The 20766-nt window shown below is 50.7% G+C and carries 18 protein-coding genes; 10 read left to right on the forward strand and 8 right to left on the reverse strand.

The features are described from left to right. The 3 genes from CWB98_RS12435 to CWB98_RS12445 form a co-directional block, all read right to left on the reverse strand. Positions 1 to 396, reverse strand: coding sequence for a hypothetical protein (locus CWB98_RS12435; protein ID WP_138545173.1), 396 nt, complete (start codon positions 394 to 396; stop codon positions 1 to 3). A 2-nt stretch (positions 397 to 398) separates the two neighbouring features. After that, on the reverse strand, positions 399 to 2039 hold the full coding sequence (locus tag CWB98_RS12440) for a S41 family peptidase (RefSeq protein ID WP_138545174.1): 1641 nt from the start codon (positions 2037 to 2039) through the stop codon (positions 399 to 401). Between the two features lie 139 nt (positions 2040 to 2178). Further along, positions 2179 to 2880, reverse strand: a complete 702-nt coding sequence (locus tag CWB98_RS12445) for a hypothetical protein (protein WP_138545175.1) — start codon at positions 2878 to 2880, stop codon at positions 2179 to 2181. Between the two features lie 161 nt (positions 2881 to 3041). Here CWB98_RS12445 and CWB98_RS12450 point away from each other — a divergent pair, with 161 nt between their 5' ends. The 5 genes from CWB98_RS12450 (at position 3042) to CWB98_RS12470 (ending at position 10397) form a co-directional block, all read left to right on the forward strand. Continuing rightward, positions 3042 to 3422, forward strand: coding sequence for a hypothetical protein (locus CWB98_RS12450; protein WP_138545176.1), 381 nt, complete (start codon positions 3042 to 3044; stop codon positions 3420 to 3422). 355 nt (positions 3423 to 3777) lie between these two features. Then, positions 3778 to 4971: a DUF3103 family protein gene (locus CWB98_RS12455; protein ID WP_138545177.1), complete on the forward strand. Its 1194-nt coding sequence runs from the start codon at positions 3778 to 3780 to the stop codon at positions 4969 to 4971. A 374-nt stretch (positions 4972 to 5345) separates the two neighbouring features. Next, positions 5346 to 6611, forward strand: a complete 1266-nt coding sequence (locus CWB98_RS12460) for an efflux RND transporter periplasmic adaptor subunit (RefSeq protein WP_138545178.1) — start codon at positions 5346 to 5348, stop codon at positions 6609 to 6611. After that, complete coding sequence (locus tag CWB98_RS12465) at positions 6604 to 9747, forward strand: efflux RND transporter permease subunit (RefSeq protein WP_138545179.1); 3144 nt, start codon at positions 6604 to 6606, stop codon at positions 9745 to 9747. The genes CWB98_RS12460 and CWB98_RS12465 overlap by 8 nt, the downstream gene beginning before the upstream one ends. Positions 9748 to 9767: 20 nt before the next feature. After that, on the forward strand, positions 9768 to 10397 hold the full coding sequence (locus CWB98_RS12470) for a TetR family transcriptional regulator (RefSeq protein ID WP_138545180.1): 630 nt from the start codon (positions 9768 to 9770) through the stop codon (positions 10395 to 10397). 101 nt (positions 10398 to 10498) lie between these two features. On the opposite strand, the gene CWB98_RS12475 is transcribed toward CWB98_RS12470, so the two are convergent. Beyond that, positions 10499 to 12145, reverse strand: a complete 1647-nt coding sequence (locus CWB98_RS12475; protein WP_138545181.1) for an endonuclease — start codon at positions 12143 to 12145, stop codon at positions 10499 to 10501. A 323-nt stretch (positions 12146 to 12468) separates the two neighbouring features. Between CWB98_RS12475 and CWB98_RS12480 the strand changes: the two genes are divergently transcribed. The 5 genes from CWB98_RS12480 (at position 12469) to CWB98_RS12500 (ending at position 18304) form a co-directional block, all read left to right on the forward strand. Then, positions 12469 to 14298 carry an assimilatory sulfite reductase (NADPH) flavoprotein subunit gene (locus CWB98_RS12480; RefSeq protein WP_138545182.1) on the forward strand — a complete coding sequence of 610 codons (1830 nt, stop codon included), beginning with the start codon at positions 12469 to 12471 and terminating at the stop codon, positions 14296 to 14298. Positions 14299 to 14352: 54 nt separating this feature from the next. Beyond that, a complete protein-coding gene (gene cysI / locus CWB98_RS12485; RefSeq protein WP_138545183.1) occupies positions 14353 to 16077 on the forward strand; it encodes an assimilatory sulfite reductase (NADPH) hemoprotein subunit in 1725 nt (574 codons plus the stop codon). A gap of 64 nt (positions 16078 to 16141) precedes the next feature. Next, positions 16142 to 16882, forward strand: a complete 741-nt coding sequence (locus CWB98_RS12490; protein WP_138545184.1) for a phosphoadenylyl-sulfate reductase — start codon at positions 16142 to 16144, stop codon at positions 16880 to 16882. A 124-nt stretch (positions 16883 to 17006) separates the two neighbouring features. Continuing rightward, complete coding sequence (locus CWB98_RS12495) at positions 17007 to 17798, forward strand: hypothetical protein (protein WP_138545185.1); 792 nt, start codon at positions 17007 to 17009, stop codon at positions 17796 to 17798. Continuing rightward, positions 17795 to 18304: a DUF4124 domain-containing protein gene (locus CWB98_RS12500; RefSeq protein WP_138545186.1), complete on the forward strand. Its 510-nt coding sequence runs from the start codon at positions 17795 to 17797 to the stop codon at positions 18302 to 18304. Before CWB98_RS12495 ends, CWB98_RS12500 begins: the two co-directional genes overlap by 4 nt. 2 nt (positions 18305 to 18306) lie before the next feature. On the opposite strand, the gene CWB98_RS12505 is transcribed toward CWB98_RS12500, so the two are convergent. The 4 genes from CWB98_RS12505 to CWB98_RS12520 form a co-directional block, all read right to left on the reverse strand. Next, complete coding sequence (locus CWB98_RS12505; RefSeq protein ID WP_138545187.1) at positions 18307 to 19398, reverse strand: NAD(P)/FAD-dependent oxidoreductase; 1092 nt, start codon at positions 19396 to 19398, stop codon at positions 18307 to 18309. 97 nt (positions 19399 to 19495) lie between these two features. Further along, positions 19496 to 19720, reverse strand: a complete 225-nt coding sequence (locus tag CWB98_RS12510) for a hypothetical protein (RefSeq protein ID WP_138545188.1) — start codon at positions 19718 to 19720, stop codon at positions 19496 to 19498. An 85-nt stretch (positions 19721 to 19805) separates the two neighbouring features. Next, complete coding sequence (locus CWB98_RS12515; protein ID WP_138545189.1) at positions 19806 to 20252, reverse strand: PaaI family thioesterase; 447 nt, start codon at positions 20250 to 20252, stop codon at positions 19806 to 19808. A gap of 16 nt (positions 20253 to 20268) precedes the next feature. Beyond that, entirely contained in the window at positions 20269 to 20667 is a 399-nt protein-coding gene (locus tag CWB98_RS12520; protein ID WP_138545190.1) for an RNA-binding S4 domain-containing protein, read from the reverse strand. Positions 20668 to 20766 lie beyond the last annotated feature (99 nt).

Here is a 20766-nt window from a genome sequence, read left to right on the forward strand (position 1 = left end):
TTATCGGCGCTCAGGCTGCTGTGGATTGATCACGCAGGGCACAGTGGCTAACACCTGGTACTTTTTCGTTCTGGGATAATACAAGACACACTGGTCAGCACGTTTTTGCAGCTCGAAGCCGGTTATTCCGCCTTCTTTGCTCCCCAGGATTGGTTGTCCAGTAGGGTCCAGACTGTTGCCTTTTTCCAGCAACAGCGTTGATTGCTGCATAAAAACGTTGTGTGCCAACCGAGGTGCAGTGCCGCCCTTAAGGGCGACAATGGCATCTTGAATTTCACGGATCATGGCCGGTGTGGTTTGCTCAATTAACGCCGCATGCACAGGGGCTGCTTTAGAGTACTGGCAGCCACTGAGTAGCACAGTGAGTAAGGTTGCACACCATCCCGAATATTTCATGATCACTGACCTTCCAACGTTGCGTGAATAGCACCATCACGTAGTGGCTTAAATGGCAGAGTCACAGCATGACTGATGTCGGCATCTCCCGGTCTCGCTGATGTACCTTGCGGGGCGTCGTTGAACAAGCAGCTTCCGGTTGCACTGTGATGCAAAGCGGTAGCAAGCAGACGTTCATTTTTGTCACCCAAAGCGTTGCTGAAATCATCGTTAACGCGACAGCCCGGTACTCTGGCATCCAGTCCGGCTTCACCGCTGATCTCACTTGCTGAGGTTGGGGTAAAGCCGTTAGCATAGTCCCCAAAGCCTTTTTCATTGGCAGACTTTGACTGAATGGTGTAATACACCATGCCGCAGTTGGGCGCGGGTAAGAACCCATAGGGTTTACCGCGCGTGGTGGTGCCAATCTGGATGACCTCTACATCTATACCGCGCAGGCCATTGATGACCATTTCACTTGCGGATGCAGTATCATCGGTAGTGAGCACATACACTCTGGAGAGATTCAACGTTGGCAAGGTGGTGTCGTTCAGGAACACCTCTCGGGCCCAGTCTATCTGGCGCGGCTCAAAGGTATAGATACGATTACTGCCCTGGCGTTTAGCATTGTAAGTCGTCACACCGAAATTACGATCCAGCGAGCTATCGCCTGCAATCATATAGCCCAGCTGCGCGGCACTGTGGATCAAGCCCCCACCGTTGTAGCGCATATCCAGCACCAACTCGCTAACCCCATCTGTGATAAAGTCATTGAAAGCCTTGATCAGATCACCCTGAGCACTGGCAATAAACTGATTAAACTGTACATAGCCGACTCGTTTCCCGCCGTGATCTATGTACTTTGCGTTTTGCACCGGGGAAAGTGCGAAATCGATGGCAGTCATTTCGGCCGATTTCTCATCGCCCTGAACAGAACGAAAGACAAATGTATGGGCTTTCGTTTCAGTGGGGAACAGAGCCTCATTGAGTTGCGCCACTGCATCGCCGTTGACGAAATCAAGTCCATCAACGCTGAGCAGACTATCACCCCGTGTGAGCCCGCTCTGCGCTGCCGGTGAATTGGGTTCAACGTAAGCAATGGTAAAGTTACGTGGTGGTGCTGTTTCTATTGCAGCCCAGCGGATCCCATAACTGGTGGTCACACCTGACTGGCTCTCTTTTTGATAATTTTCATAGGTTTCGGAATAGTGAAACTGATCCTTTAACGACCCATCAGGGTTACGTTGTGTGGTTTTGAGCTGCGTGAAGTAGTCTGCAACAGTACTAAAGTCCTGCGGGTTATTATCAGGCAGCTCGTCGTACCAAAGGTAGGTTTCATGACTGAATGAGCGCAACCACATTTTTTCGTGCATCACAGTGCCCGTTTTGTCAGGGTAAGGCTGATCATTATTGTATTTATCGACCCCCGAACGCGGGTTGGCACAAAAGTTTATGAAGTTGCTGGCTGGTGCAAACACACCGGCCTGCCAGCTGGGTTCTGTGCTGCCGTCACCGGTGCTGCTGCCGTTACTGCTATCGGGCGTGGTAACATTATTGGTGTCGCCGCTTGTCCCACTCTCGGTACCGCCACCACCGCACCCGGTAAGCACATTGGTGCTTAACGCCAATCCGATGGCAAGGTATAAGCTGCTGAATTGCTTCATGGTTCTATCCTGTTTAGTCATTGCACTAAAAACTATCAACACTATTTCTACAATACAATATAAAGACCGGATTGATTGTTAATTAATGTCAACGGCAGCACAATTTGTAAATGTAAGACCGCGACGAAAAAAAAAAAGTTCAACCGCGTGAACGGCGTCGTCGCCAGGGCGGAGACTGCAACAGTAACAGTATGCCGCTGAGACAAAAAGCCACGCTACTGGCTGCGAACGTTATAAGTAATGGGTTGTTGAAGTCATCACGCTCATCATAATCCATAATGTGTAACATCCAGAAAAAGTCAAAAATACGCCAAAGCGTGCTTCTGACGGTGATCACCTGGCCACTGTTGGTATCCAGGTATAGGGTGGTGCTGAACATGTCGGCAAAAGTAACCTGCCAGACTTGCGGCCGATACTGCACTTCCCGAGGCCCTCGGGTAAGTCGCTGTGCAGATTCAATCGCACTGTCACCCAGATAGTGGGCGCGGGCATTGGCACGGATCTGCGTTTCGGTCGGGCTGGGAAAGGGGGCGCCAGTGGCGGTGAAGTAGGCCGTTTCTGCTCCGGTGGCAATGATTACGGGTTGATCCAAAAAATGACTGAAGGTCAGCGCGTTGAATTGGTCAACGCGGCGTGCCAGCTGGTCCAAATCGGCCGGGTAGTCGGCGAGCGTGAAAGGGTTGTCCAGGTTACGCTTGGCGAGGTGCTTACCATGCACCATTTCCAACGGGATCGCGCTCATCACCAGGCCACCGAGCAGCCAGGCAAAGATCTGTAATGCCAGCAGATAGCCGGCCAGCTTGTGAAATTGTCGGATGGGTTTAAAGCTGGATTTATTCATAGTGCTGTTTTTTCGTCAAAATTGCTGATAGCTTATGAGAATTCGCGTAAAATCCATAGTGACATATTGTCGCACCTGCCAATCGTATGTGTTTTGTCGCGTGAACATGGCTCAGGTCTGGCAACTAACTACTCAAAAAGAAACAAGGTAAATGTCCCGTCATGTCAGAAATCCAGTTTTTAAATGTCGATTTAGAGTTAGAATCCAAGCAGGATATTTCTGCCCTGGTTGCGGATCTTAAAAAGAACGCGGTGGTACTGCACTATGATCAGGATGAGTATCGCCAGCTGGCGAGAATAGAAGCCAGCACTCAGGTGACGAGCCCGGATAAAGCCATTAACCACCTGTGTGAATTAATAGAGTCATGCTCTAAGGCCGCATTGAAACAGTGGTTGGGGTGTTCTAAGCGGACCTTTGACATCGGTTTTAGCTGCGGGGAACAGCCTAAATGTTACTCCCAGGCATTGCACGTCGATACGCTGTTACGGATCTCTGCTATCGGTGCCGGGATGGAGATCACCTTGTATCCAGCCGAGCAGTAACCCCTTTTATTAAGCCTTTCATTGCTCGTTGAGTCGGATCAGCGCGGTAAACCGTACTGATCCAACTATGCTGCTGTTGCCGCCTCACCATTATTCCTTAACCCATAATAGTGACAAAACTCCAATAGAGTCATCACTCTTGTTACTAACTAGATCCAATTTCCATTCTTTTTTTAACATTTTAAATTTATATAAAACAGTACTTTAGTTTTTATTTGTTAAATGAGCTGTGTAAATTTTATATTAATGTGTTGATAATTTAATTTTCGTGTTTTATCTTGATTTGGCACACGAGAGGTGGCTTCCCGTGGTTCAGGTGAGGCCAGAACAGGATTATTTCTGGAGAATTATAACAATGAAACGCATATCTCAGATGACCTTATCTGCACTGGCCCTGAGCCTGAGTGCAGCAGCAAGCGCAACTGCAGCCCCGGTTGATACCTTAAATAACCTGGCAGCGCCGCTGGCACAAATTGATCGTTTTAATCCACAGGCTTTTCAGGTCAGTGATATCAAGAAGGTGATGGCGAAGTCTTTGGCGCAAGAGTTGTCAAGCCAGGGTTCGCGCTGGCAGTCAACACTGGCAAGCCAGTCTCGCCTGACTGTGCAGGACATGCAGGTATCGCAACAGGCGCAATCGCTGATCGGCCAGGCAAGCACACAGACCCGGGTACTGAAAGGATTGCCGCAAAGTGATAGCAACCTGTATCAATTACGTCTGGCCTCTGCAGACATGCTGAGCCAATGGCAGGAAGGCGAAGAGCCGCTGATCGCCTTTGCACCTAAAGGGGATGATAAGACCTGGATCCACGTAGAGGCCTATGACAGTGACGGTCAGCTTCATCTGCTGGATGCTCAGCAAATGCCGCAGCGTCCTGTGCTTGTGCTTGAGTTGGATCAGCAACAGGTACGTCGCGAAGGCCTAGCCGTGATGCAGGATATTTTTAGCAGCGCCAGACAGACACAGGGTGCTGAGCGTTTATCTCGCGATATGCTGCAAGCGAACCAGATGACGACTCAGTCTGAAGCCATTTCGACCAGTGTTTTGAAGCGTATTCGTCTAAACAATGATCAGGAGCCGTGGATCCTGGGTAAGGCTGAAGTGTATGGCATTGTCACCGGTGTGAACCCGTCGCGCGATGAGCCGGTTCTGGATATTGTTGATATGCCCTACCTTGACCATGACGGCACTGACTATACACCGAATCAAATCCTTATCCACTGGGAACGTTATCGCTGGCAAGCGGCTGATGTCTTGCTCATGGAGCAGGATGACAACACCAACTACAAAGATTTAGCGACGACTTTCCTGGATATTGTCACTCAGGTCATGCGCACCATTCCGGATCCCAATGTACAGGGTTATGCGATTATTCCTCAGCTGACTAATCAGCTGATCAAAGCGATGCCAGATCACTGGTTCAGCAATGATGATGACTATGTTGATGTGTTTTATACCTTGTTTGAAGGCCAGAACTATAGCGGGTATATGGGCGCCAGCAATAATGCAAAAATCACATTATCTCCCTTAACCATAGAGCCAAGATAACAGCCAGTGGCCAGCCCATTGCCTTAGCTTATTAGCTCACAACCCGTTGAGTAGGTTACGGTCTAACGGACTAGACCGGTTTTTTTATTCTGCAGCGAGTATACCTTGGGTATGCTCGCTTTTTCTTTTCGGGCACTGTATTTGAGCGATGTACATAGTTTGCATACGTCATACTGACCACGATTCTCTTTCTTTAACCTTTTCTTTTAACTTAGATTTTAATACCAAAGCTGTTTACTTAACGGTATCCGAGAGACGGTTTTAACCCGCTTGCGATATCGTCTTTGCTGAGAAAATACACAAATCTATATTTACATACGTTCAGGTATGTATATAATCCAAACATTCCATAGGGTATGTAAAAGAGGGTGAGTGTGAAATCATATTTAGTAATTGCGGCCACAGTAATGAGTTTGCTGCTGGTCGATACAGGCTATGCAAACAATACACCAGCTGCCCATGCTGTTGAGGCAAGTTCGGTGACTAAACAGACGATCAGAGACTGGGCCTTTGCAGAAGGGATTGCACAAGGGATCCGCCGCGAGTACCTGAATTTTGAAAGCGGCGGCAAGGTTGTTTTTCTGGCTGACGATCAAAGTGGTAACCGTTTGCGCGCAGGTAGTTTTGTCACCGGACCTAAACCGGGAGAGCGTTTTGGTCAGCTGCTGGCACGGGTTGATGAGCGTACCGGCGCTGAAGCCGTTAAGGGCTATGAGGCGTCATTGCGCAGCGCGGTGCTGGGCATTGAGCAGGCGCAGGCGCAACTGCATCAGGCACAGAATAACCATAATCTGGCGAAAACCAGTTTTGAGCGTGCGCAATCAATGTGGGAGCGCAAGCTCATTGCCAAAGAGCGTTTTGAAGCCGTCAAAACCGAGCTGCTGAATGCGCAGCAATCCATGCACACCGCAACGGCGGCACTGGACTCTGCGCGCAGTCAAAAGCTGGCGGCGCAAGCCCAGCTAAATCAGGGCAAGGTGAATCTGGAAAAGACCGGCATCTTTGCGCCCTTTGATGGTCAGCTTAGAACAGTAAACATTCGTCAGGGGGATTACTGGGCAGGACCGGCTGCGGTGATGTCAGATAAAGATCGGGAAACGCATGCGGCCATGGTGGTGATCGACACCAGTCAGTACGAAGTCACTTTAAACGTACCTTATTACGCTGCCGACAAATTGGCGGAAGGGCAAACCGTATATCTGAGCTGGAGCAATGAGAAGCTGCTGAATGCTGCTAACAGTGGCTTTACCACCGGGGATATCAGTCTGGGCAAGATTTTCTCTGTCAGCCCGAGTATCAGTCTGAGTAAGCGTGCGATTGAAGTGAAAGTGCACACTTTTGCAGGCGCGCAGCATCTCAAAGATGGCATGCATGTCAGTGCCTGGATCAAGGTGGCAGAAAAACCACTGGCGTTAAGTGTGCCGCATCAGGCCGTGATGATGCGCAACAACCAGCCTTTTGTTTATGTCATCAACGCAGCGAACAAGGCGCAACTGACGCCAGTTGAAACGGGCATTGAAGATCTCGATCGTATTGAGATCCTGTCCGGGTTGAGCGCTGGCCAGCAGGTGGTCGTGAACGGCGAGCATCTGTTGGTGCATGGCAGCGCGGTACGTGTTGTGGGAGTGACCCATGAATAAGCAGGGTCTGGCGCATAAACTGTTTGTCGATAAAGTCATTTCAACTTTGTTGCTGGCCATCTTATTGGTCGGCGGGGTACTGGCTTACTCGGGCATGTTGAAAGAAAATTATCCCGATCTGGAAATACCTCAGGCCATTATTACAGTTGAATGGCCGGGGGCAGCGGCAGAGCAGGTTGAAAAGGAGGTAACTAAACCCCTGGAAGACGCGCTCAATGGTTTGCAGGGGCTTAAAAAGCTGCAAAGTGGCTCACAGTTTTCTTATGCCGTGATTGCTGTGGAGTTCAAATCCGATGAACCAATGAATGAGGCGATGCAGCGATTAAGGGCGAAGGTCGATGAAGGGAAAGCTGAATTTCCAGGTGCGGTAAAAAATCCGTTGATCGAACAAGTCTCAGTGAATGACACGCCTGTCATCGAGTTTATGTTGTATGGATCGCTGGATGACACCAGTTTCAGTCAGGTGGTTAAAACAATTGAAAAGCGCCTGGAGGCCAAACCTGGGGTAAAAAAGGTGGATAAGGGCGGCTATCGAGAAACTGTGGTGCATGTGCGCATGCTGCCACACAGACTCAGGTCTTTAAAACTCTCTCCCAGTCTGGTTCGCCAGCGTATTGAAGAGGCCAACCTGGATACCAGCTGGGGTGAGTATGACGATGGTAATCGTATTCATCGTTTGTACCTGGCAGGTCGTTTTGATGATATCAGGGCATTGCAGCAGTTGCCGATTGCACGACTGAGCGATAATCGTCTGATCCGGCTTGAAGAAGTGGCGCTGGTTTACAAAGGGCTGGACAAAGTCAAAAGCGAAACGTATTTCTCTGAGTTGGGAGAGCCTTTTACTCAGGGGGTGTCTTTGGGGGTGAAAAAGCGTCCGGGCGTTGACACCATTACGCTTATCAATGAAGTAAAAGCAGCCATGGCGGAGTACCAGACGCAGGGATTCTGGCCGGATGGTCTGAAGGTACAAATCATCAGCGATGAAAGTGCCCTGATTGATGAGTCTTTTGCCAATGTGTTCAGTAACATCTGGCAGGCCATGCTGGCAGTGTTCATTATTTTAATGGTTTTACTGACCTGGCGGGAAGCGTTGATCGCCGGGACTGCGATCCCGCTTACCTTTCTGGGGGCGCTGATGATCCTCGGTTTATTCGGTTATACCCTGAATACTATGATGATTATTGGTATGGTGCTGGCATTGGGCATGCTGGTGGACGTCTTCATTCTGGTGATGGAAGGGATGCACGATAACCTCTACAGCAAACGCCTGTCGTTTAAGGAGGCGGCGCTGGCAACCGTGAAGACCTATGCCATGCCGGCGTTTTCGGGTCAGCTGACCACGATTCTGGCGATGGCGCCCATGATGGCCATCGGCGGCGTGGATGGTAAGTTTATTCGTCTGATCCCCATTACCGCCGTGTTGTGCCTGGTACTGAGTTACCTGATTGCCTTTGTGATCTGTATTCCTTTATCGCAATATTTGCTGAGCAACGCTAAACAGACTCAGATGAGCAGGGTCGATAGGCTGACTCAGATCGCCGGGCAAAGTTTGCAGCGCTGGCTGAATCGGTTTGCCCTGCGCAGTCGCCGACGCGCGGGCGCCTGGGTTGCAGGCAGCGTTATTGTGTGGCTGATCTCAATTGGGCTGATGAGCACGCTGCCGTCACTGCTTTATCCAAAGGCGGACGGCCGAAACCTTGCCATCACCATAGAGCTGGGACCGGATGCGACACTGGCACAAAGTCGCTCGGTGGCCGAGCGGGCCGGCGCGTATCTTGCCACCCAGCCGTACTTTGAAAACGTGACTATGTACGTGGGCAAGAAAAGCCCCAGAGCAATCAGCTCTATCAGTGATCAGTTACTGCTCAATGAAAATCCGAATCTGGTGGGGTTCTCGGCATTATTCGTGCCTAAGGATGAGCGCTCTCAGTTAGCCTATGAATATGTCCCTGAGCTCAGAGCGGGCCTGAATGAGACGCTAGCCGACGTTGCAGGGATTACCCTGCTGTTTACACCAGAAGTGGGCGGGTCCAGCAACGATGACCCCGTACAAATTGTGCTCAGTGGTTCCGATATGGCGCAGCTGTCGGCATATGCCAGTCAGGTTCAGCAGCAGTTGGCTACCATTAATGGGGTGACGGATGTGCGCAATAATCTGGGGGCGTGGCAAAGTCAGGTGAGGCTGACTGCCAACCGGGAAGCGTTGAATTTTCATGGTATTACTGAGCAGGATTTTGCCAGCCAGCTACGCCTGGCAACCGAAGCAGATGAGTATGGCAAATTTAAACTCGCAGGGACGGAGGATGATTTGAAGATCCGGCTTAGCACCTTCTGGGAGAGCCGGGATGAGGAGATTGGCGGCCCCAAGTCTCTGGCCGAGATCAGCCTGATCAGTTTATTCACTCCGCAAGGGGAGCTGGTCCCCGGTGGCAATTTGGTGGACTATGAGATTGATGCGGTGCCACCACTTTATACACATGCCCAGACTCAGCGCGCGATTACTATCAAAGCCAAAGTAGAAGGGATCACTGTCGGTGAAGTGATTGCACAGCTTGATCCCCACCTGCAGGCATGGCAGCAAACCTGGCCAGAGGGGTACAGGTATAGCTATGCGGGAGAGGCTGAAAACGCTGAAGAAACCTATGGTTCTGCCGGGATGGTGTTTGTACTGGCAATCATGATGGTGTTTGCGGTTCTGACTTTGGCGCTGGGCTCATTCAAACAGCCACTGGTGGTACTGTTTACCATTCCGCTGGCATTGATTGGTACTTTTACCGGGTTCTGGGTATTTCAGATCCCCTTTTCCTTCCCTGCCATGATAGGGTTAATCGCACTGGTCGGGATTGTGGTCAATAACGCCATCGTGATGCTGGACACCATTAACAGTCATATTAAAGCCGGGGTGGGGCTCAGTGATGCCTGTGCCCGTGGCGCGGCGGATCGCCTCAGGCCCATAATTGGTACCAGTATCACTACCATAGTTGGATTGGTGCCGTTGGGGCTGAGCGACCCGACCTGGTTCCCGTTGTGCTTTGCGATTATCTTTGGCTTGCTGGCATCGACTCTGGTGGCCATGATTGTCATACCGGCAATGTACATGCTAGTCTCGCGGCCACTATCTGATAAGCCTGTTTAACACCTGGATGGAAACTACCGATGCCCAGAAGAACCAAAGAAGAAGCCGAGCAGACACGCCTGGCGTTGATCAAATCCGCGCTGCAACTATTCAGTGAAAAAGGGGTCGCGCACACGACCCTGATGGATATTTCTAAGGCGGCGGGCGTGACCAAAGGGGCGTTTTACTGGCATTTCAAGAATAAGCTAGAAGTGCTGGAGGCGATCACCCAGGAATATGCGCTGCCCCTGGATGAGGCAGCGCAGCAGAAGCTGGAAACTATGACGCCCAGCACCGCGAATCTGATTGAGGCAATCACTTTTTATTTCGAGACTCTGGAACAATCAGAGGCCTTGATTGCTTTTCAGGAAGTGATCTTGTTTAAGTGTGAATACACCGATGAGTTCAGTGCGTTACTTAAACGGGACAAGGATGATCTTGAGAAAGCCCGTGAGATTTTTAGCGCATTTATTACTGACATGGACGAGAGCCAATGGCAGGGTCCACGCCCTGATGCCGCGCATATTGAAGCGCTGAGTCAAACACTGCTCAATGCATTGGTGGGGGGACTGTTTCAATGGCTTACAACCCGCCAGGGCATCTTGTCTCAGACCGTGACCCAGGCGGTCAGGATCATTTTGCGTGGTGGTGGATTGAAAGTCGATGGATAAAAAGGCAAACCGGTGAAGGCAAACTGATGTCTGCCTTTTTGGTTTGGCTCAGCCACGCCCTTGTGCGCTGAGCCTGATACCTATGACTGGATTGGTAGGAGTTACCAGATCTGCTCTACAAATTCAGGGTGATCCACAAACGGGTTACGATTGCCCTGGAACTGGTAGGCGCCTTCGTTGCGGGCACGCTCCAGTGCATCAACCGGATCGGCCTGATGCCAGCGTTTGAGCATAGCAACTACCCAGGCCTCAAAAACCTGATCACTGCTGCCATTGAGTACCGCATCGCTGTAGCTGGAATTGTTCTGCCAGCTACTGATACGGTCCTGATAGCGGGTAGCCATATAGAAGTAGGCACGGGCAAAATCGCCCTTGAACTGATCAATCGGCTCAAACACCGTACCGCTGTACCCTATGCCCGAGGCGCTGCCCACTTTACTGCCGTTGCTTGAGACATAAGTGCTGCTGCCGACTTCGCCAAACGGGAAGCTGCTGCGGCGGTTATTCACATAGCCGTCGGAGGCAAAGATATGATGAATGTCAGAGTTCATTGGCTCAATTTTGCCACCAAACCAGCTTTTCGGGAATGAATGTTCACGGTTGTAGCAGTCGCCCTCAACGCGCGCGGTGCCACACTGATCGCCCACCGCCGTAAACTCGTGACTGTCCGTGCCAGATGGTTTTTCAGAGTAGCGGTCCAGTACCGTACCATTGTTCTCAAAATAACGGTCTCGCTCGTATTGATCGATGAACGACCAGATAGCGCTATAGCCCTGATTATTATGGCCGGCAATGATGTTGTGCAGCGCCGTTTTCAGGGCATAACCCGATAAACCTGCCGCAGCACTGTAGTAACCTGTCGGTGTATCGCCACCACCATCGCCACCGCCATTATCCGTTCCCAGCGTGAAACTGTGCGAAGCCGATGAAGTGAACTGGCTGCCCGACGCTATCGTCCCTGAAGGACCGTTCAGGCGATAGGAACCGTTTCCATAACTGCAACAAATGCCATCGCCATAGCTATCAGATATCGTAAAAGTGTACGAGCCATCGGTTAAGCACAGGTTTTCACTATAGCTCTGGCTGGCACCATAATTCTGACCACTGGCAACAGTCGCATTCGACGCATTTTTAATGACCCAGCTGGTTTCCTCACCATACCTGTCTGTGGTCAGATTGAAAGTCAGCGCATTGGCCTGGCAGGCACCACCGGTTGGCGGCGGTGTGCTCGTAGTGCCGCTGGGCTGAAAGTTATCAACATAGACGGTTTCATTGCCGTCAAATCCGCTGACGTCATAAAAACGCAGACCCACCGTGATTTGGCCATTGCTGGTGGCCGTATAATTATGGCTCAGTTGTTGCCATTGGTTTAATTGTTGCGGATCCGAATAATTGTGATAACCGTCAGCGACCAGACGAGCCCTGACGCCGCCTTCAGTATGATAGACCCAGGTACTGAAAGTGTAGGTCTTGCCGGCCTCAACCGTGACGGTTTGTGCCAGATCGGTATTCCCCTGCGTCGTCGTCAGTACATTGACGGCCGCAGCCGTCTGTCCGCTGTAAACACGATTCTGTTCGGTAGTCAATGAGATACCCGAATCAATGGTGGTCCAGTTGCTGGGTTTACCCAGCTGCCATTGTTCGAAATCTCCGTTATCTACCTGTCCCCATGCCATGGTACTGAGCAGGCTTAACGCACTGCCAGCCAGGCCGATTGTCAGGCGCAAAGGCCCTTTTCTTGTAATCATTTTATTATTCCCGTGTTCTATTTTTTAATTAATATTGTTGTTTGGTTGTAAAAAAACGAGTGGGAGTTTAAAGGAGTTTTGTTACATTGTCGTTAACTTTTTAATTGTGTAAATCGGTACAATTATTTTTAATCTGTTTTATTTGGAGTTTTTGAATATCCATAACCAAATGGAATAACAAAGCAGATACTGTTCTTTTTGTCGCGCAGTGAGTTGCGTATCCTGCATGCTAAGAAAATGACCGAATTGCAACTGTGCGCGGGTGGAACCGCCGGGCAGTTCGGCGGGGCAAGCTATATAAGGGTTATGGGGAAACAATCATCATGTTGTTAAGTCAACTCAGTGCCGCGGCCAGTCCGCTGACACAAGAACAACTGCAAAAATTACAGGGGTTAGTGGCGGAGCTTAATCCGATCCAGCAGGCCTGGGTCAGTGGTTATCTGGCTGCCAATGCCAACACTGCTGCGCTCGCGGGGACGCTAGCGGGGACGCTAGGACAGGCACCTGCGCCTGCCTCAGAAGCGGCACCTTTGACCATTTTATATGGCTCTCAAACCGGCAATGCCAAAGGGGTTGCGGCGCAATTAGAAAGTGCCGCTAAAGCACGCGGTCTGCAAACCAAGTTGGTTAATATGGCTGATTACAAGCCTGCGGCGCTGAAGAAAGAGCAGTTTATCGCTGTGGCTGTTTCTACCTATGGAGAAGGTGAACCACCTGAAGACGCAGAAACCTTACACGCCTTTTTGGCCGGTAAAAAAGCCCCGAAACTGGATGGTGTTAAAATCGCAGTACTCGGCCTTGGCGACTCAAGCTATGAGTTTTTCTGTCAGACGGCCATTGATTTTGAAGAGCGCTTGCAAAAGCTGGGTGCCGAATCTGTGGTTGCCCGTGCAGATCTGGATGTGGACTATGAAGATCAGGCAACAGCCTGGATTGACAGTGCACTCGATGCCTTTGAGCCTGCGCTAAAGGCACAGCAAGAACAAGGCGCTGCTAACGTAGTGGCCATGCCATTGGCAACGGCCGGTGCGCATGCCAGCCAGTACACCAAACAAAACCCGTTCAGCGCAGAAATCTCTGTGGTGCAGAAGATCACCGGCCGTAACTCGACCAAAGATGTTCGCCACGTCGAAATTTCGCTCGAAGGGTCTGACATTCAATATCAGCCAGGTGATTCACTGGGCGTTTTCTTTCTTAACGATGAGCAGCGCGTGGATGCTGTATTGGCACAGCTGGCTCTGAATGGAGACAGCGAAGTCACGCTGGGTAACGAGACACTGACACTGCGCACTGCCTTGATTGAAAAGCTTGAGCTGACTCAGTCTTACCCAGGCTTTGTCGAAAAGTATGCGGCTGCAACGAATAACGCAGAGCTGAGTGCCCTGGCGGACGATAAAGCCGCGCTGCGTGAGTACATCGAAGCGCGTCAGATCTTCGATATCATCAAGCAACAGCCGGGAACACTCAGCGCGCAGGCGCTGGTCGACAGCTGTCGTAAGATCCAGCCGCGTTTGTATTCTATTGCGTCGAGCCAGGCTGAAGTAGAAGAAGAAGTGCACCTGACTGTGGGTCTGGTGGAGTTTGAGGCCTTTGGTGAAACCCATCAGGGCGGTTGCTCTGGCTTCCTGGCGCATCGCGTTGAGGAAGGCACACAAGTTAAAGTGTTTAGTGAGCATAACGACAATTTCCGTTTGCCAACAGACGACAATACCCCCGTGATCATGGTTGGTCCGGGTACCGGTATTGCACCATTCCGCGCCTTCTTGCAAGAGCGCGAGGCACGCGATGCTGAGGGCGACAACTGGTTATTCTTCGGTAACCCACACTTTACTCAGGATTTCCTGTATCAGGTTGAATTACAAAAGTACGTGAAATCGGGCGTACTGAATCGCATTGATCTGGCCTTTAGCCGGGATCAGGCAGAAAAAATCTACGTTCAGGACCGTTTGCGCGAAAAGGGTCAGGACGTGTATTCATGGTTGCAAAATGGTGCGCACTTTTATGTGTGTGGAGACGCCAGCCGTATGGCCAAGGACGTTCATCAGGCATTAGTAGACATCGTTAAGCAGTATGCAGGTAAGAGCGACGAGGAAGCTGAAGAGTATCTCAAAGAGCTACGCAGCGCGGGTCGCTATCAAAAAGACGTGTACTAATCCTGCGGGATTAGTCAGTACACACCGTCACAGTGTAAGAATTTAGGAATAAAGATGAGCAATAGCGATTACAAACCCAACAGTAAGCTCGACCCGAACGCCAAACTGTCTGATAACGAGCGTTTGAAAACTCAGAGCAACCTGCTGCGTGGCACCATTACCAATGATTTGGGCGATCAATTAACGGGTGGTTTTACCGCCGATAACTTCCAGCTGATCCGTTTCCACGGCATGTATCAGCAGGATGACCGCGATATTCGTGCCGAGCGTATCAAGCAAAAGCTGGAACCGATGCACAACGTGATGCTGCGTGCGCGGATGCCGGGCGGGATCATCAAGCCGCACCAGTGGTTAGCGATCGACAAGTTTGCTGAAGAAAAAACCGAGTATGGCAGCATCCGTCTGACCACACGTCAGACTTTCCAGTTTCACGGTGTATTAAAGCCACACATTAAAGAAATGCACCTGACGCTAAATGATGTGGGCATTGACTCCATCGCCACCGCGGGTGACGTAAACCGTAACGTACTGTGTACCACTAATCCGGTTGAGTCTGAACTGCATCAGGAAGCCTATGAATGGGCGGCACGCATTTCTGAGCATCTGCTGCCAAAGACCCGTGCCTATGCCGAGATCTGGCTAAACGGTGAAAAACAGGAAACCACCGAAGAAGAGCCGGTGTTAGGTAGCACTTACTTACCGCGTAAGTTCAAAACCACAGTGACTATTCCACCGAATAACGAAGTGGATGTGCACGCCAACGACCTGAACTTTGTGGCCATTGCCGAAGATGGCAAGCTGGTCGGCTTCAACGTCCTGGTGGGCGGCGGATTGGCCATGACCCATGGTGACGTAAATACCTATCCACGTAAGGCCGATGACTTTGGCTTTATCAGCCTGGATGACACCTTGGCTGTGGCAGAGCATGTGGTTGGCGTTCAGCGTGACTGGGGTAACCGTGCGAATCGTAAGAACGCAAAAACCAAATATACGCTGGACACCTTTGGTACCGATGCGTTCAAAGCGGAAGTAGAAAAACGTGCTGGTGTGACCTTTGCACCGAGCCGTCCGTATGAATTCACCCATCGTGGCGATCGCATTGGCTGGGTTGAAGGCATTGATGGTAAGCACCATCTGACGGTCTTTATTCAAAGCGGCCGGATCCTGGACTATCCAGATAAGCCTCTGAAGACTGGTTGTCGCAAGATTGCCGAGATCCACCAGGGGGATTTCCGCATGACAGCAAACCAAAACCTGATCATTGCGGGCGTGCCTGCTGAGCAAAAGGCTGAAATTGAGCAGTTGGCCCGTGAACACGGCCTGATCGATGACGCGCACACCGAGCAGCGTAAAAACTCGATGGCCTGTGTGTCTTTGCCAACGTGTCCGCTAGCGATGGCAGAAGCAGAGCGTTACCTGCCTGACCTGATTGAAAAAACCGAAGCGATCCTGGCCAAGCATGAAATTGCTGACGACGACATCATTTTACGTGTGGTTGGTTGTCCAAACGGCTGTGGCCGCGCCATGCTGGCAGAAATTGGCTTTGTGGGTAAAGGACCGGGTAAGTACAACGTGTACCTGGGTGGTAACCGTGCTGGTACACGGATCCCGAAATTGTATTTAGAAAACGTCGGAGAAGACGTATACCTGCCGGCGCTGGATGAGCTGATTGGTCAATGGGCCAAAGAGCGTCAGCCGGATGAGTGTTTTGGTGACTTTGTGATCCGTAAGGAAATTGTGGCGGAAGTGAAGGTATCTAAAACCGACTTCCATGCATAATACAGTGGGCGCTCAGCGCCCCTGACCACGGCTTTGAGTTGTGGTGGAATACTGGGAATGAGTAATGAGTGACTTTAAACAAATCCTGACACTGGATAAGGCCTCACAGCAGGCATTATTGAATGATGCCAACGGTATGCTGGCGCAAAAAAGTGTTGAAGAGCGCGTGATCTGGGCACTGGATAATCTGCCTGAGAACCCGATATTATCGTCCAGTTTTGGTATTCAGGCTGCGGTGATGCTGCATTTAGTAACCCGCCAGCGTCCGGATATCCCGGTGGTTCTGACGGATACCGGGTATTTGTTCCCGGAAACCTATCGTTTTATCGATGAGCTGACAGAGCAGCTAAACCTGAACCTGAAAGTATATCGTGCGATACAGGGTCCGGCATGGCAGGAAGCTAAGTACGGTAAATTGTGGGAGCAGGGCGAAGAGGGCATTAAGCGCTATAATACACTGAATAAGGTAGAACCGATGACTCGTGCCTTAAAAGAGCTTCAGGCAGGCACCTGGTTCAGTGGTTTACGCCGTCAGCAGTCCTCGACCCGTGCCGACAAACAGATCTTAGAGATCAGCCGTGGCACGGTGAAGGTATATCCGATTATCGACTGGCATAACCGTGACGTCTATCAGTACCTGACCAAGCATGGCTTGTCTTACCACCCGTTATGGGAGCAGGGTTACGTGTCTATGGGTGATGTGCACACCACCCGTAAACTTGAGCCGGGTATGAGCGAAGAAGAAACGCGCTTCTTTGGTCTAAACCGCGAATGTGGTTTACATATTGATGGTGACGGTATTTAGTCGACTTTTATCAGAGCACAATGACAGAAGCGGACTCGGCTATTCAGCCCAGTCCGCTTTTTTGTCACTATTGAGACGCAAGCGCTACACTGTGAATTACGAGGGAAAAGAGAAGGTGAGTGCAATGCACACAATATACAGCCTGTTTGGCCTGTTGCTATGGCTGATGCCAATCAGTGGTCATGCTGCTGCAACTCCCCTGCCTCCGGCAGGTGCTGAGTTGCCAGTGTTGCGTGTTGCCTTGCCTTATAATGCCTTTCCCCCCTTTGTCACTGGCGACCCCAACCGGCCCGGTGTGATCCCTGAGCTGCTGGCACACTTTGCGCCTGAGGGTAAACCGCTGGATGTGGACTATATCCCGGAAGAGCGCTCAAAAAAACTGATCAATTATAACCAAATTCAGGTGCGTATGGAGTCTGAGTCCTGGTATCGGGGTAAAACACCAATGTGCTGGAGCCAGGGATTGTACTGGGTAGAGGATGTGTTGATCACGCACCAGAGCGCCAAAGCACCTACCCAGGATTATCAAGACTCTATTATGCTTGGGCGATTTGGTTATACCTATCCAACAGTCGAGCAGGCATTGGCGCTTGGACAGCTTCAGCAAAAGCTGTTTTACTCGGAACGGGAGATGCTGGATGCGCTGGCGTCGCCTGTGAAAGAAGACCGTCGTTTTGCACTGATGAGCCTGCCGGCGATCCGTTGGTTGCAATTGAGTAACCCTAAATTTATCACCTCACTTAAAGTACATAAAGTGGTCGATACCGCGCCTCTGCAACTGCAGTTTAATCATTCAGAACAGGGGTTGCGTGGCTGTGCGCAATTTCGAGATTTCTTTGTGCGCTTCCGCCACTCTACCGAATATCGCTCTATACTGTTAAAGTATGGCCTCGATATAAAAGGAGTGCCGCAATGAAGTACGCAAGTTATCTGTTAATTATGGTGATGCTGATTGGTGTGGCTTCGCTGTTTGTTTTAAAGCGGCCTGACGGGCGCACCTGGCTGAGCCTGGATGATATCCTCGGCAAGGCGCAGACGCAGGCACAGCAAGTGCTGAATGAATCCAAGCAGCAATTAGACAAAGCTGTGGATATGGTCAACAGCAAAGAGACGACGGCTGCGCAGGACAAGCCCGCAAAAATCTATAAATGGCAGGACGCACAGGGCAACTGGCACTATTCAGACCGTCCTAATACACGCGGGCAGAGTGAAGAAATGACACTGGACCCCAGTAAGATCACCATTATGGCGGCTGAAAATACCGACATTCTCAAGCAGCTAAAAGAGCAGCAAGATGCCGGCCGGATCCCGAAAGATTTACCGGCTAATATGAGTCCCACAGACATTAAAAAGCTGATCCAGGATGCGCAAAACGTTGAAAAGTTAATGCAAGAGCGCAGCAAGAAGCTCGAAGGCATTTAAGCCTAAAGCTGTGCTTCAACATACTCGGCGATCGCCAGACTGGCGGTCAACCCGGGGGATTCTATTCCAAACAGGTTGATGAGCCCTTCTACCTGATGGTGCTGTTTTCCTTCAATCACAAAATCCTGACCCTTCTCGCGGCTAAGCTTGGGTCTGATCCCTGCGTAGTCCGGATGCAGCCGTTCAGGGTCCAGCGCGGGCCAGTAGCTTTGTATTGCCTCAACAAAACGGGCTTTGGCCTGTGCGTCCACCTGGTAATCCAGCTTGTCAATAAACTGGGTATCGGGCCCGAACCTGAGTTGACCAGCCATGTCTAAAGTGGCATGGATCCCCAGGCCGTGCTGTTCGGGCATTGGATAGATCAGGTGATGGAACGGGTGAGGACCTTGATAACAAAAATACTGGCCACGGCATAAATGGCTTTGTGGGATCTGGTCTTTGCTCAGTCCCGCGATGCGCTGAGCATTGTCCTGAGCAAACAAGCCGCCTGCATTGATCAGGGTATTGCAACTCAGCTTAAAGGCTTCACCGTCACAGTTTAGCCTCAGTGCAAACCCTGACGCTGTTTGTTCTGCTGATTCAAAGCGTGTGTGACAGACCAGAGTGCCGCCTGCGTGTTCAAGCTGATGGACTAAAGACAGCATCAGCTGGTGACTGTCGATGATCCCAGTTGACGGGGAAAACAGCGCCGCACTGGTGCGCAGGCCGGGAGCCATATCCGCAATTTGTGTCCGGCTGAGTGGGGTCAGATCATGTACGCCATTGCGTTTTGCCTGTGCTTCGATAGCAGCCAGCTTGTCTTGTTCTGCGTTTGTACGAGCGAATAAAATCTTACCAAGCTGCTTAACCGGAACATGAAAGCGTTTGCAATGTTCGTACAGCAAGCCCTTACCACGGACACACAAGCGTGCTTTGAGACTATGCTCAGCATAATAAAGACCGGCATGGATCACTTCGCTGTTGCGGCTACTGGTATGTTCACCAAATTGTCCCATCTGGTCTATGACCAGGACGGAGCGGGTCTGACTGAGACGTGCTGCAATGGCCAGGCCAACGACCCCTGCGCCTATGATCACTGTATCTATATGGTCCATGGATGTGTCTAAATGAGCAACTTAAAGCAAAATTGTAGCGAAATGCTGGTACAGAGGCAAAGCGTCAGGTAAAGAATTGGCTGCAGTGCAATCCCGGTTAGTCTGGCTTTTCTCGGCGCATTAACAGGATCGTCAGATAAATCTTAGTTGGTAATGAGCAGATCAGGCCTATGGCTATGCAGGCTGCACCCAGAGCATATCCCGTGGGGCCAAGCGCCGCCAGCCACTGGGCGCTCAGTAGGGTGTGTCCTGTGAAGATCAGCAACAGGCCACATACAATCACACAATGCAGAATAACAATCAGGCGTTTTTGCGTTTTCATGATCTCAGCCTCCACAAATTGGGGTTGAGATCATTGTGATATTGTAAAGAGTAGAACGGCTTGCGCTATATCAATTTTGGTGACGTTAGGGCTGGCGTCGTTCGACGACTGCGGCCGTCATGCGGGCCACGCAGCATAACTCATCACGCGCATTGATTATTTTTACTTCCCATACCGACGTACGTCGTCCAAGGTGTAAAGGACGAGCCGTGGCGGTGAGCGTCCCGTTTCGCGAGGCTTTGAGATGATTGGCGTTAATCTCCTGTCCGACACAGTAAAAACGTTCAAAGTCGACTGCAAAATTAGCCGCATAGCTGGCCACAGTTTCGGCTAGTGCGACATTGGCACCGCCGTGGACCATACCAAGCGGATTATGATGCGCTGGGGTTGCCGGCATAGTGGCAACGAGGTAATCATCACCAATTTCACTGATGCTAATCCCTAAGGTTTGCATCAGCGTACCTTTTTGATGCAGTCCTTCATCCAGGGCTTGGCACTGTGCTAGTGTGACCGGCCGATACCAGATACTCACTGTGTGATCTCCTGTTTTATCCAAACGAAATGGGTTTTCTGCCAGTGACACTATCCACATTATTCTTTTGCTTATTGCGTCGCTTTTTGCCAGGTTGGCTTGGCTGCTTGCCCTTATCAGTGGCTGAATGTGCACTGGACTGGTGCGCAGGGGATGGTTTTGGTTGCCTACGTTCTGCAGGAACAGCGCCCTCAGCGAGGGTCAGCATGAATGTTTCTTCATTAAAGTAGAGGGTATCACCTGCGTATAATTTCTTGCGTTTAACCGTACAAAGCTCACCATTGACGCCCACATATCCAGCGGCGATAAGCTGCTTGGCTTGCCCGCCACTTTCTGCAAAGTCTAATACTTTTAAAAGGTTACAAAGCTCAATAGGCTCTTCTTCGAGCTCGATTTCAATATAATCTTGATTCATATCACAACCTCATTGGATGTTTTGCGACAGTATAGCGCGACGCTGCGGTGAACCACGAAACTTTTTCGAACATCGTGGTGTCTTTAATGTAATTGCAGC

Origin of the sequence: Pseudoalteromonas rubra, from assembly GCF_005887115.1 — a bacterium.
Lineage (GTDB): Bacteria > Pseudomonadota > Gammaproteobacteria > Enterobacterales > Alteromonadaceae > Pseudoalteromonas > Pseudoalteromonas rubra_F.